Genomic DNA, 12,254 nt, shown 5'->3' with positions numbered 1-12,254 from the left:
CTGCAACCCTGTCGCCGCCGCCCCTCCTTCCTGTGTGCTGCATCACATGCACCACCTACGAAGGAGCCCGCAATGACACAGACACTCGAACCCGACACCACGACGACCCAGAGCCCCGAGGAGCGGGTGGCCGGATGGTTCGCCGATCTCGAGGCGGCACTGCAGGCGGGTGACGCGACAGCAGCCGCCGGCCTCTTCGCCACCGAGTCCTACTGGCGCGACCTGATCGCCTTCGGCTGGAACCTCACCACCTCCGAGGGGCGGGACCAGATCGCCGAACTGGTCTCGAGCACCTCGGCCGGTGCCCGTGGCTTCGCCGCCGAGGAGCCCCCGACCGAGGCCGACGGCGTGACCACCGCGTGGTTCACCTTCGAGACGGCGGTCGGTCGCGGGCGCGGCCTGCTCCGTCTGGTCGACGAGGACGGACCGAAGGCCTACACGTTCCTGACCACGCTCTACGAGCTCAAGGGCCACGAGGAGCCCCGTGGCATCGGCCGGCCGATGGGCGCCGAGCACGGCGCCACCAAGGACCGCATCACGTGGGCCGAGAAGCGCCGCCAGGAGGACGAGTCGCTCGGCACCACCACCCAGCCCTACGTGCTCGTCATCGGCGGCGGTCAGGGTGGCATCGCCCTCGGTGCGCGGCTGCGGCAGCTCGACGTACCGGCGCTGGTGATCGACAAGTACGAGCGCCCCGGCGACCAGTGGCGCAGCCGCTACAAGTCGCTGTGCCTGCACGACCCGGTCTGGTACGACCACCTGCCCTACCTGAAGTTCCCCGACAACTGGCCGGTCTTCGCACCCAAGGACAAGGTCGCCGACTGGCTCGAGTCCTACACCAAGGTGATGGAGGTGCCCTACTGGTCGAGCACCGAGGCCCGCGATGCGTCGTACGACGAGAGCACCGGCGAGTGGACCGTGACCGTGGTGCGCGACGGTGAGCCCTTGACGCTGCGTCCCAAGCACCTCGTGCTGGCCACCGGCATGAGCGGCAAGCCGAACGTGCCGGTCTTCCCCGGCGCCGACATCTTCGCCGGCGAGCAGCACCACTCCTCGAAGCACCCCGGTCCTGACGCCTACACCGGCAAGAAGGTCGTCGTGATCGGCAGCAACAACTCGGCCTTCGACATCTGCGGGGCGCTGTGGGAGCACGACGCCGACGTCACGATGGTGCAGCGGTCCTCGACCCACATCGTCAAGAGCGACACCCTGATGGACATCGGGCTCGGCGACCTCTACTCCGAGAAGGCGCTGGCGGCCGGTGTCACCACCGAGAAGGCCGACCTGATCTTCGCCTCGCTCCCCTACCGGATCATGCACCAGTTCCAGATCCCGCTCTACGACCAGATGCGCGAGAAGGACAAGGACTTCTACGACCGCATGGAGAAGGCCGGCTTCGACCTCGACTGGGGTGACGACGGCTCAGGCCTGTTCCTGAAGTACCTGCGCCGCGGCTCCGGCTACTACATCGACGTGGGTGCCGCCGAGCTGGTCGCCGACGGGCAGGTGAAGCTGGCGCACGGCAACGTCGACCACCTCACCGAGACGTCGGTGGTGCTCGAGGACGGCACCGAGCTCGAGGCCGACCTGGTCGTCTACGCGACCGGCTACGGCTCGATGAACGGCTGGGCCGCCGACCTGATCAGCCAGGAGGTCGCCGACAAGGTCGGCAAGGTCTGGGGCCTGGGCTCCGACACGACCAAGGACCCCGGCCCCTGGGAGGGTGAGCAGCGCAACATGTGGAAGCCGACGCAGCAGGAGAACCTCTGGTTCCACGGCGGCAACCTGCACCAGTCACGGCACTACTCGCTCTACCTCGCGCTGCAGCTGAAGGCGCGGCAGGTCGGCATCGACACCCCGGTGCACAAGCTTCAGGACGTGCACCACACCAGCTGACCGGCTGGGTCGAACGGGACCCGGCAAGCGCAGAACCCCGCCTCGCCGAGCGAGACGGGGTTCTGCGTGCTGAGTGCTGCGGGCGTCCGTCAGAAGTTGATCATGTGGCCCGAGATGCCGTGCACGGCTTCCTTGACCGCCTCGGACAGCGTCGGGTGCGCGAAGACGTTGCGCGCCACCTCGTCGGCGGTGAGGTCCCACTTCTGGGCCAGGGTCAGCACCGGCAGCATCTCGGTGACGTCGGGCCCGATCATGTGGGCGCCGAGGATCTCGTTGTGCTCGGCGTCGGCCACGATCTTCACGAAGCCGACCGGCTCGCCGAGGCCCTGGGCCTTGCCGTTGGCGCTGAACGGGAACGTCGCCGTCTTGACGTCGTACCCCTTCTCCTTGGCCTGTGCCTCGGAGTAGCCGAAGGAACCGATCTGGGGCTGGCAGTACGTCGCCCGCGGGATCATGTCGAAGTCGATCTCGATGGTCTCGGCGCCGGCGATGGTCTCGACCGCGACGATGCCCATCGCCTCGGCGGCGTGGGCCAGCATCATCTTGCCGGTGACGTCACCGATCGCGTAGACACCGGGGACGTTGGTGCGGCCGCGCTCGTCGACCGCGATCGCACCGCGCTCGGTGAGCTGCACACCCACCGTCTCGAGGCCATAGCCCTCGACCGTCGGGGCGAACCCGAACGCGGCCAGCATCTTGTCGGCCTCGATGACCTGCGAGTCCCCGCCTGCGGCCGGGCTGACCGTGACGCGGACGCCCGAGCCGGTGTCCTCGACCTTCTCCACCTTCGTGGAGAGCAGCACGTTGACGCCGAGCTTCTTGTAGTGCTTGAGCAGCTCCTTGGAGACGTCGGCATCCTCGGTCGGCACCATGCGGTCGAGGAACTCCACGATCGTCACGTCGACGCCGAAGTTCTTCATCACGTAGGCGAACTCGACGCCGATCGCACCCGAGCCGCCGATCACGATCGACTTGGGGAGGGTCTCGTCGAGGATCTGCTCCTCGTAGGTGACGACGTTCTGGCTGACCTCGATGCCGGGCAGCATGCGCACCTTCGCGCCGGCGGCGATGATCAGGTTGTCGCAGGTGTACGTCGTGGCGTTGCCGTCGGCGTCCTTGACCTCGACCGTCTGCTTGCCGTCGACGGCACCGGTCAGCGTGCCGCGACCGTTGATCTCGGTGATCTTGTTCTTCTTCATCAGGAAGTGGACGCCCTTGACGATGCCGGCCGACACCTGGCGCGAGCGCTTGTGCGTCGGGCCGAAGGACATCGTGGCGTCGCCCTCGATGCCGTACTTCGCCTTCTCGTGGTTGAGCGTGTGCGCGAGCTCCGCGTTCTTCAGGAGCGCCTTGGAGGGGATGCAGCCGACGTTGAGGCACACCCCGCCCCAGTACTTCTCTTCGATGACGGCAGCGGTCTGGCCGAGCTGGGCTGCGCGGATCGCCGCGACGTAGCCACCAGGACCGGCACCAAGGACAAGGACGTTGAAGTGGGTCACGGGTGCCAGACTATCCGCCCCCGCCAGCGTGTCGAGCGGGGCGTCCGCCCTCTGCCGGGGCGTGGGTCCGCGGCCGTGTGCGGCGTACCGCTAACCTGCAGGGCGTGACGCTCTACGCCGCCTACGGGACGAACCTCGATCCCGCCCGCATGAGCGAACGCTGCCCGCACTCGATCCTGCAGACCACCGGCTGGCTCGAGGGCTGGCGGTTGACCTTCGGGGGCGAGGAGCACGGCTGGGACGGCGCCCTGAGCACGATCGTCCAGGACCATTTCGAGCGGGTCTTCGTGGCGGTCTACGACCTGACGCCCGAGGACGAGGTCGCACTCGACGGCTGGGAGGGCGCCGACACCGGGCTCTACCGCAAGACCAAGGTGCGGGTCGCCACGCTCACCGGGGAACTGGTGGTCTGGGCCTACGTGCTCGACGCCTACGAAGGTGGCCTGCCCTCGGCGTACACCCTCGGCGTGCTGTCCGACGCGGCCGAGGCCGCCGGGGCTCCCGACGACTACGTCGCCGCGCTGCGCGCCCGGGCCTGCCGGTCGACCGGCCTCTGAACGCCGCCGCCGACAGCCCAGCTCACATCGCGAGGTACTGGTCGCACCAGGCACCGATGATCCGCGCGGCCCGACGCGCCTGGCCCTTCGCGGTGAGCAGGTGGTCGGACCCCTCGAGCGACACGAAGCTGCGCGGGTGGCGCGCGGTCCGGAAGATCTCGCTGGCGTTCTCGATGCCGACCGTGTTGTCGGTCGGTGAGTGCAGCACCAGCAGGGGCATCTTCAGGGTGCGGATCTTCTCGCGCAGGTCGGCGGTGCGTACGTCGTGGACGAAGTCGCGTTTGAGGGTCAGCGCCTTGCCGCCCAGCCGGACCGGCGCCTCACCCTCCTCGAGCACCCGGGCCAGCACCGCGTCGTAGTGGTGCTCGACGTGCGTCGTCTCGACCGGTGCTCCGATGCTGGCCACACAGCGCACCCCGTCGGCCTCGCGCGCGGCGGCGATCACCGCGGCGCCGCCCCATGAGTGTCCGACCAGCAGCTCCACCTCGCCGACACGCTCACGCAGGAAGGCCACGGCACGCACCGTGTCGGAGACCTTCACCGAGAACGACCCGTCTCCCCAGTCGCCCTCGCTGTCGCCGAGACCGAGGTTGTCGAAGCGCAGCATGCCGACGCCCTCACTGGCCAGCTGCTTGCAGATGCGTGACGCGGCCGGGCAGTCCTTGCCGAGCGTGAAGCCGTGGGAGAACACGCCCCACCCGCGTACGTCGCCCTCCGGCGGGTCGATGAGTCCCGCCAGGCGGGCTCCGGTCACGCTCTCGAAGGACACCTTCTCGGCCATGGGCGCCAGCCTAGAGGTCCCTCGTGCCGGACGGCGCCGTGCTGGGTCCGGGTGAGCCCCGGATGTCTGTCGGCGGGCGTGTCACCCGGCGGCAGGTTCGTGGTTAGAGTGCCTGTCGTGACTGAATCCAACGCGCTGGCCGCCGAGGCCGCGGACAAGCTCGCCGAACTCACCGGCGTCGCGAAGCACGACATCGCCCTGGTCCTCGGATCGGGCTGGCTGCCCGCCGTCGACGCCCTCGGCGAGGCCACCGCCGAGATCGCCACCACCGACCTGCCCGGCTTCTCCGCAGCCGCGGTCGCCGGCCACTCCGGCAAGATCCGCAGCATCCGGTCGGGCGACCGCAACCTGCTCGTCTTCCTGAGCCGCACCCACTTCTACGAGGGCAAGGGCGTCGCCGCCGTGGTCCACCCCGTGCGTACGGCGGCCGCCGCCGGGTGCCGCGCGATCGTCCTGACCAACGGGTGCGGTGGGCTCAAGGAGACCTGGCAGCCCGGCCAGCCGGTGCTGATCCGTGACCACATCAACCTGACCGCCACCTCACCGATCGAGGGCGCGAACTTCGTCGACCTCACCGACCTCTACAGCCAGCGGCTGCGCACGATGTGCCAGCAGGTCGACGCGACCCTCGACGAAGGCGTCTACGTCCAGTTCCCCGGCCCGCACTACGAGACCCCCGCCGAGATCGGCATGGTGCGGGCGATCGGTGGCGACCTGGTCGGCATGAGCACGACGCTCGAGGCCATCGCCGCCCGCGAGGCCGGCATGGAGGTGCTCGGGATCAGCCTGGTCACCAACCTCGCCGCCGGCATCACGGGTGAGCCGCTCAACCACGAAGAGGTGCTCGAGGCCGGCAAGGCGGCGGCCACCCGCATGGGCGGGCTGCTCGGCAAGATCGTCCCGGGCATCTGATGGGCCGCATCTGATGCGCGTCCTCGTCACCGGCGCCGCCGGCAGCATCGGGCAGGTCGTCACCCTGGGGCTCCTCGACCGCGGCCACGAGGTGATCGGCCTCGACCGGATGCCTGCCCCTGACGGCTTCGAGGGCGTCTGGCACACCGCCGACTGCGCCGATGCCGACGCCGTGCTCGACGCCTTCGCGGCCCAGCCCGTCGAGGGCGTCGTACACCTGGCCGGGCACCCCGACGAGGCCAGCCTGCCCGACTCGCTGACCTCCCACGTGGTCACGACTGCGGCGCTGCTCGACGCGATGGTCGCCCACCAGGTCCGGCGCATGGTCTACGCCTCCTCCAACCATGCCGTGGGCCGCACCCCGCGACGCGACCTGGTCTCCGACGACGCGCTGCCCCGGCCCGACACGTTCTACGGCGTCGGCAAGGTGGCCGCCGAGGCCCTGCTCGCGTTGTACGCCGACCGCTACGACCTCGACGCCGTGGCCTGCCGCATCGGTTCGTTCCTGCCGGAGCCGTCGACCACGCGGCACCTCTCCACCTGGCTCTCGCACGACGACGGGGTGCGCATGATCGAGGCGGCGCTGACCGCCACGGCACCCGGGTTCGCGGTGCTCTACGGCATCTCGGCCAACACCCGCGCCTGGTGGGACCTCGCGCCCGGCCGGGCCCTGGGCTACGAGCCGCAGGACGACGCCGAGCGCTGGGCGGCACGCATCCCGAGCCGACCGGAGGACGACGCCGAGGCCGCCCACGTCGGGGGCCCGTTCGCCCTCGAGCAGTTCTACCGGCCGGCGCTCGACCGCAGGTGACGGTCTTGGGTCCGAGTAGTTGACTGGGGCCATGACCCTTCCAGAACTTGCCACGCGGACCCTCGGCACGAGTGACCCGCTGACCGTCTCCACCCTCGGCCTCGGCTGCATGGGAATGTCGGAGTTCTACGGCCGCACCGACCAGTCGCAGGGCATCGCCACGATCCATCGCGCGCTCGACCTCGGCGTCACCTTCCTCGACACGGCCGACATGTACGGCCCGTTCGTCAACGAGCACCTCGTCGGTCAGGCGATCCGCGACCGGCGTGACGACGTACAGCTCGCCACGAAGTTCGGCAACCAGCGCAACCCCGACGGCTCGTGGGTGCGCATCAACGGCACCCCCGAATACGTGGTCGAGGCCTGCCACGCGTCGCTGCACCGCCTGGGCGTCGACCACATCGACCTCTACTACCAGCACCGGGTCGACCCGACCGTCCCGATCGAGGAGACCGTCGGTGCGATGGCCGAGCTCGTCGCGGCCGGCAAGGTGCGCCACCTCGGGCTCTCCGAGGCCGCGGCCGACACCATCCGTCGCGCCCACGCGGTGCACCCGATCACCGCCCTGCAGAGCGAGTACTCCCTCTTCACCCGCGACGTCGAGGACGAGATCCTGCCGACGCTGCGCGAGCTCGGCATCGGGCTGGTCCCCTACTCTCCTCTTGGCCGCGGCATTCTGACCGGTGCGATCACTGCTGCCAGCCTCGAGGCCGGCGACTCCCGCAAGGAGGGGCGCTTCCCACGCTTCGAGGGAGAGGCACTGCAGAGCAACCTGGCCCTGGTCGAGCGGGTCGTCGAGATTGCCACCCGGCTCGAGGTGACCCCGGGCCAGCTCGCCCTCGCGTGGGTGCTGGCGCAGGGCGAGGACGTGGTCCCGATCCCCGGCACCAAGCGGATCCCCTACCTCGAGGAGAACGTCGGCGCCGCGGCCATCACGCTGACCGACGACGACCTCGCCGCACTGTCCGAGGCCGTGCCGCGCGACGCCGTGGCCGGTGACCGGTACGTCGACATGAGCAGCGTCAACCGATGAACCGATGAGGAGACCATGAACACCGCAGCCCTGCTGATCGATGCCTTCACCCGCTCCCGTGACGGCGGCCTAGCCGTCGTCGACGGACTCACCGAGGAGCAGCTCGCGCACCGCGTCGGTCCCGACGCGAACTCGATCGCGTGGCTGCTCTGGCACCTCACCCGCGTGCAGGACGACCACGTCGCCGACGTCGCCGGACTCGAGCAGGTGTGGACCGCCCAGGACTTCGTGACCCGCTTCGCCCTGCCCTTCCCGGCCGAGGACACCGGCTACGGCCACACCTCGGAGCAGGTCGCGTCGGTGCGTGCCGACGCCGACCTGCTGTCGTCGTACCTCTCGGCCGTGCACGCGCAGACCACGGCGTACCTCGAGGGGCTCGGCGACGACGACCTCGACCGTGTCGTCGACACCCGGTGGGACCCACCGGTGACGCTCGGCGTCCGTCTGGTCAGCGTGCTCGACGACGACGCCCAGCACATCGGGCAGGCGGCGTTCGTCCGCGGACTGGTGAAGACACCCTGATGGTGGCCTGGCAGCTGACCATCGACGCCAACGACCCGGCGCGGCTGGTGAGGTTCTGGGCTCCCCTGCTGGGCTACGAGGTGCAGCCACCGCCGCCCGGGTTCGACACCTGGAACGACTACTACCGCTCGCTCGGTGTGCCCGAGCACGAGCTGGACACCGACGGGGACGGCAGCGACCGGATCTTCGACCCGAACGGCGAAGGACCGACGATCTGGTTCCAGATCGTGCCCGAGCACAAGTCCGGGAAGAACCGGCTGCACCTCGACCTCTTCCCCACCGGCCGCGACCGGTCGCTCCCGATGGAGGAACGCGTGCGACTCGTGGATGCCAAGGTCGCCGAGGTGGTGGCTGCGGGCGCCACCGTGCTGCGCCGCAATCCGGCCGACTTCCCCGAGGGCGAGACCCTCGAGGGCTTCTACGCCGTGACGCTGGGCGATCCGGAGGGCAACGAGTTCTGCGTGGCGTGAGTCCGGCGGGTTAGCCTGTCGGGCATGCGCCTGACCGTCCCGGCCCTGCTGGCTGCGCTCCTGCTGCTCCTGACCGGCTGCGGTGGCGACGAGTCCGACGACGGTGCCGACCCGTCGACCGCGGCGCTGCCGCCGACGCCCACCGGCGTCGCGGGCCGGTGCAACTCCGACGTGACCGGCCTCGAGGAGCTCACCCTCGAGGCCCGCGACGGTTCCACGGTCTCGGCGGCCACCCTCGGCACCGGCACGACGGCCGCGGTGTTCGTGCACCAGACCAACGGCCAGGGCCTGTGCGGCTGGTTGCCGTACGCCGAACAGGCGGCGAAGCGCGGCGTGCGCGTGATCCTCGTCGACGTGTGCGGCTACGGATCCTCCGAGTGCACCGACCGGTTCAAGGCCGACGTGCCGCAGCAGCTCGGACTCGCCGTCGACCGGGCCCGCAAGGACGGCGCCACCCGGGTCACCCTGGTCGGCGCCTCGATGGGCGGCGCCATGGTGGCCGGTGCCGGCCAGCGGGCCGGGGCCGACGCCCTGGTCGACGTCTCCGGCCCGTTCGAGTGGATCGACGTGCCCTCGGTGACCGAGGCCGCGCGCAGCATCACCGTGCCGTTCCTGGTGATCGCCTCGATGGGCGACACCGCGATCCATCCGGCCGAGCTGCGCCGGGCCGTGCAGCTGTCGCCGGCCGAGCAGAAGCGCTTCATCGAGTCGCCCGACGGGCACGGCTACGACACCCTGCTCAACCTCGACGGCTCCCCCACCAGGGCCGGCCGCGCAGTGATCGACTGGATCAGGGCGCCGTCGTAGACCCCGCCACGCGTCGTACGGCGGAAGCCATCATCCGCTCGTGGTTCCAGACCAGCAGCGGGCGCACGACGTACGCCGCCAGGCCGAGCAGGCGTCCCGACACCACGACCTCCTGCTCGAACGAGAGGCGGGTGGCCCCGTCATCCGCGTCGTCGAGGCGCCAGCGCACCCACCCGACCAGGTCGCCGTCGATGGAGGTCTCGAGCAGGTCGGCCCGACGGTGCACCGCGTGCAGGTGCAGCTCGAGGTCGTAGGGCAGCCTGGAACGCACCACGACCAGTGCGTCGTCGGGCCCGAGGCTGGCCACCGCCCGCACCTCGGGCCACCAGTCGGGGTAGTGCTCGAGGTCCTCGAGCAGCCGGTGCAGCTCGGCGCGTGGGCGCGGCACGACCCAGTCGCCGTCGAACCGGAAGCTCCTGCCGGCGGCGGGTGGGTCGGGGATCACTTGACATCCTCCCCGGGCTGATATCCGGGGATTCCAGGACGATTCATGCCGCGTCCTGGGTCGCTGGGATCGCTCCCTGGTCTGGTTCCTGCGGTCGTGCTGGTGCAGGCGAGCCCCCGGTGTCCCCGGGTTGTGATGCGAGTGCGCGCGCCAAGATGTTGATGGCGGCGTTGGTATCGGCGTGCGCTTGATGTCCGCAGGCTTCGCACTCGAATACCGCTTGGCTCTCGCGGTTCCCGGGTGCGCAGTGCCCGCAGGCGGCGCACGTACGACTGGTGTTCTTCGGATCCACGCGCACCACGTGGCCTTCGGGCATCTTCTGTTCGACCCGGGTAAGGAGCTTCCCCCAGCAGGAGGCAAGGATCGCCATGTTGAGCGCAGCCTTCGCGCGGGCACCGTTGGGTAGGAACACACCCGGCTCATCGGGGTCTGGTTTCGGTTTCGCGCGGCGGACCATATTCGACACCCGCAGGTCTTCCACCGCGATCAGGTCGTACGTGGATGCAAGTTCGGTGGTGGTCTTCTCCACCCAGTTCATGCGCCTGTCCTGCAGACGGCGGCGCAGCACCGCGAGTTGGTCCAGGGTCCCATTCCGGCTCCGGCATTCCCTCAACTTTCGCCCGGTCTTCTTCGCGGCCGTCGTCTGCCGTGCCAGCCGCTGCTCCAAAGCGAGGAACCGTGCCTGCTCGCCCTCGGTGAGAGCCGGAGCCTGGGCCATCTTTCCTTCGCTGGTGGCGAGGGTGTTCTTCACACCCCGGTCTATGCCGACCACACAACCCGTCCCGGCGGCGATCTTGTCGGCGGGTGGGGTGGTGAAGGAGATGTGCCAGCGCCCGTTGCGGTGGGTGATCCTCGCGGATGTCGCGGCCTCGATCTCGGCCCACAGGCGACTGACCTTGAACCGGACGAGCCCGACCTTGGGGACCGTGACAACCCCCCACTTCCGGTTCAGACGGCGCACGGTGAGGTCGCGGACGACGAACGAGCCCTCGCGGTCGGCGCGACGCTTGAACCGGGGGTACGCAGCCCTGCCTGCGAAGAAGTTGGCGAACGCTCGGTCGAGGTCCCGCAGCGCGGCCTGTTGGACACTGGAGGACCCTACCCGCAGCCAGTCCAACTCAGCACGGAGTTGAGCAAGTTCACGCATCTGCGTGGTGGTGGTGACCCGAACCGCGTCCAGTGGTCCCAGTTCGGGGTGGGTGCCCCGGTTGTGCCGATCCCGGGACCACATGGAGCGTTGCTCAAGACCGATGTTGAACACAAACCGGGCGTGATGACAGTGCTCCACCAACCCCGACGCCTGCCCGGTGTCGGGGTAGAGCCGCTGCCGAATACTCACGACACCAACGCTATGCGAGAGGACCGACAGCCTTGGTGAAGACACAGGCGGACTGCCGACGTTCCGACACCCGGTATCGCTGCTAAGCCCCACCCGGTCTTCGCAGACCCTCTACCGTAGGTGTCGTCAACAACGCCATGCTGTACCACTGCGAGGACACCCTCCGGGGGTCTGCGACGTCCTCGGAGCGAAGTTGGTCGGGTCCACCGGCGAACCTGACCACGTGCACCTGCTCGCCCGATCCGCCCGCGTTAACAACCAGCGAACTCGTGCGCCGCTTGAACGGTGCGACTGTCCGTCGCCCAGTGCGTTGCCCACGCTGCCCTCCACATGACGAACTCTCGGTGATTGCCATTAGCCTGAGAGCATGTCTGACTCCACGACCGGCCTCGTCACCTGCTCCGTCTCCGGCGGAGTCGCGCACGTCAAGCTCAACCGCCCCGACAAGCTCAACGCACTCACCCTGCAGACGCTCGACGAGCTGATCGGGACCGCCCGCGAGCTGCGCCGCGACCGCACCCTGCGCGCCGTGATCGTCTCCGGCAACGGCGACTCCTTCTGTGCCGGCCTCGACTTCGCGTCGGTGCTGAAGAAGCCGACCGGCGTGCTGCGTGCGTTCGTGCCGAACCCGTTCCTGGGCACCAACAAGTTCCAGGAGGCCTGCTGGGCCTGGCGCCGGCTGCCGGTGCCGGTGATCGCCGCGGTGCACGGCCACTGCTACGGCGGCGGCATCCAGATCGCCCTGGCCGCCGACTTCCGGATCGCCGCCCCCGACTCGCAGTGGTCGGTCCTCGAGGGCAGGTGGGGACTGATCCCCGACATGTCCGGCGTCCGCTCGCTCTCCGAGGTGGTCGGTGTCGACACCGCCAAGAAGCTGACCATGGCCGCCCAGATGCTCTCGGGCAAGGAGGCCCACGACCTCGGCCTGGTCACTGACCTGGCCGCCGACCCGGTCGCCGCCGCCGAGGACTTCGCGCGCGAGCTCGCCACCCGGTCGCCCGACGCACTGGCCGCCGCCAAGCGCCTCTTCAACCGTGCTTCGACCGACAGCGCCCGGCGTACGTTCGCCCGCGAGCGGATCGAGCAGGCCTTCCTGCTGGCGACCGCCAACACCGCCAAGGCGCGCGAAGCCGCGTTCAAGAAGGTGGCGCCGGTCTTCGGCCCCCGCGGACGCCGCTGACC

At 69.6% G+C, this 12,254-nt stretch carries 13 protein-coding genes; 9 read left to right on the top strand and 4 right to left on the bottom strand.

All coding sequences use genetic code 11. From position 1 onward, the window contains the following. Positions 1 to 72 precede the first annotated feature (72 nt). Positions 73 to 1,896 carry a flavin-containing monooxygenase gene (locus tag ASD66_RS21140; RefSeq protein WP_056678703.1) on the top strand — a complete coding sequence of 608 codons (1,824 nt, stop codon included), beginning with the start codon at positions 73 to 75 and terminating at the stop codon, positions 1,894 to 1,896. A gap of 89 nt (positions 1,897 to 1,985) precedes the next feature. On the opposite strand, the gene lpdA is transcribed toward ASD66_RS21140, so the two are convergent. Next, positions 1,986 to 3,395 (bottom strand): dihydrolipoyl dehydrogenase, encoded by a 1,410-nt coding sequence (gene lpdA, locus ASD66_RS21135; protein WP_056892134.1) that lies wholly within the window; start codon positions 3,393 to 3,395, stop codon positions 1,986 to 1,988. Between the two features lie 104 nt (positions 3,396 to 3,499). Here lpdA and ASD66_RS21130 point away from each other — a divergent pair, with 104 nt between their 5' ends. Next, positions 3,500 to 3,952: a gamma-glutamylcyclotransferase gene (locus tag ASD66_RS21130; protein WP_056678711.1), complete on the top strand. Its 453-nt coding sequence runs from the start codon at positions 3,500 to 3,502 to the stop codon at positions 3,950 to 3,952. 22 nt (positions 3,953 to 3,974) lie between these two features. On the opposite strand, the gene ASD66_RS21125 is transcribed toward ASD66_RS21130, so the two are convergent. After that, positions 3,975 to 4,733 carry an alpha/beta hydrolase family protein gene (locus ASD66_RS21125; protein ID WP_056678714.1) on the bottom strand — a complete coding sequence of 253 codons (759 nt, stop codon included), beginning with the start codon at positions 4,731 to 4,733 and terminating at the stop codon, positions 3,975 to 3,977. Positions 4,734 to 4,850: 117 nt separating this feature from the next. On the opposite strand from ASD66_RS21125, the gene ASD66_RS21120 reads away from it, so the two are divergent. The 6 genes from ASD66_RS21120 to ASD66_RS21095 are packed head-to-tail and all read left to right on the top strand — an operon-like array spanning position 4,851 to position 9,288. Further along, on the top strand, positions 4,851 to 5,645 hold the full coding sequence (locus ASD66_RS21120) for a purine-nucleoside phosphorylase (RefSeq protein ID WP_200950138.1): 795 nt from the start codon (positions 4,851 to 4,853) through the stop codon (positions 5,643 to 5,645). A 13-nt stretch (positions 5,646 to 5,658) separates the two neighbouring features. Further along, positions 5,659 to 6,456 carry an NAD-dependent epimerase/dehydratase family protein gene (locus ASD66_RS21115; protein WP_056892133.1) on the top strand — a complete coding sequence of 266 codons (798 nt, stop codon included), beginning with the start codon at positions 5,659 to 5,661 and terminating at the stop codon, positions 6,454 to 6,456. Positions 6,457 to 6,487: 31 nt separating this feature from the next. Then, positions 6,488 to 7,489, top strand: coding sequence for an aldo/keto reductase (locus tag ASD66_RS21110; protein WP_056892132.1), 1,002 nt, complete (start codon positions 6,488 to 6,490; stop codon positions 7,487 to 7,489). A 15-nt stretch (positions 7,490 to 7,504) separates the two neighbouring features. Beyond that, a complete protein-coding gene (locus ASD66_RS21105) occupies positions 7,505 to 8,011 on the top strand; it encodes a mycothiol transferase (RefSeq protein WP_056892131.1) in 507 nt (168 codons plus the stop codon). Further along, complete coding sequence (locus tag ASD66_RS21100) at positions 8,011 to 8,481, top strand: VOC family protein (RefSeq protein WP_156388833.1); 471 nt, start codon at positions 8,011 to 8,013, stop codon at positions 8,479 to 8,481. The genes ASD66_RS21105 and ASD66_RS21100 overlap by 1 nt, the downstream gene beginning before the upstream one ends. 24 nt (positions 8,482 to 8,505) lie before the next feature. Beyond that, positions 8,506 to 9,288, top strand: coding sequence for an alpha/beta hydrolase (locus ASD66_RS21095; RefSeq protein WP_056892130.1), 783 nt, complete (start codon positions 8,506 to 8,508; stop codon positions 9,286 to 9,288). Here ASD66_RS21095 and ASD66_RS21090 read toward each other — a convergent pair. Both ASD66_RS21090 and ASD66_RS21085 read right to left on the bottom strand, forming a co-directional pair. Continuing rightward, positions 9,272 to 9,733 (bottom strand): SRPBCC family protein, encoded by a 462-nt coding sequence (locus tag ASD66_RS21090; RefSeq protein WP_235530188.1) that lies wholly within the window; start codon positions 9,731 to 9,733, stop codon positions 9,272 to 9,274. The two genes, ASD66_RS21095 and ASD66_RS21090, sit on opposite strands and share 17 nt — an antisense overlap. 43 nt (positions 9,734 to 9,776) lie before the next feature. Next, positions 9,777 to 11,072, bottom strand: coding sequence for an RNA-guided endonuclease InsQ/TnpB family protein (locus tag ASD66_RS21085; protein ID WP_056892129.1), 1,296 nt, complete (start codon positions 11,070 to 11,072; stop codon positions 9,777 to 9,779). 367 nt (positions 11,073 to 11,439) lie between these two features. Between ASD66_RS21085 and ASD66_RS21080 the strand changes: the two genes are divergently transcribed. Beyond that, a complete protein-coding gene (locus ASD66_RS21080; RefSeq protein WP_056892128.1) occupies positions 11,440 to 12,252 on the top strand; it encodes a crotonase/enoyl-CoA hydratase family protein in 813 nt (270 codons plus the stop codon). Positions 12,253 to 12,254 lie beyond the last annotated feature (2 nt).

This window comes from Nocardioides sp. Root151, from assembly GCF_001427925.1.
GTDB lineage: Bacteria > Actinomycetota > Actinomycetes > Propionibacteriales > Nocardioidaceae > Nocardioides.
This window is presented reverse-complemented; position numbering and strand designations above follow the sequence as displayed.

Excerpts from the sequence above, each read along its gene's own strand:
- ASD66_RS21140 (WP_056678703.1), top strand. The coding sequence starts at position 73 with ATGACACAGACACTCGAACCCGACACCACGACGACCCAGAGCCCCGAG.
- ASD66_RS21125 (WP_056678714.1), bottom strand. The coding sequence starts at position 4,733 with ATGGCCGAGAAGGTGTCCTTCGAGAGCGTGACCGGAGCCCGCCTGGCG.
- ASD66_RS21115 (WP_056892133.1), top strand. The coding sequence starts at position 5,659 with ATGCGCGTCCTCGTCACCGGCGCCGCCGGCAGCATCGGGCAGGTCGTC.
- ASD66_RS21110 (WP_056892132.1), top strand. The coding sequence starts at position 6,488 with ATGACCCTTCCAGAACTTGCCACGCGGACCCTCGGCACGAGTGACCCG.
- ASD66_RS21105 (WP_056892131.1), top strand. The coding sequence starts at position 7,505 with ATGAACACCGCAGCCCTGCTGATCGATGCCTTCACCCGCTCCCGTGAC.
- ASD66_RS21100 (WP_156388833.1), top strand. The coding sequence starts at position 8,011 with ATGGTGGCCTGGCAGCTGACCATCGACGCCAACGACCCGGCGCGGCTG.
- ASD66_RS21095 (WP_056892130.1), top strand. The coding sequence starts at position 8,506 with ATGCGCCTGACCGTCCCGGCCCTGCTGGCTGCGCTCCTGCTGCTCCTG.
- ASD66_RS21080 (WP_056892128.1), top strand. The coding sequence starts at position 11,440 with ATGTCTGACTCCACGACCGGCCTCGTCACCTGCTCCGTCTCCGGCGGA.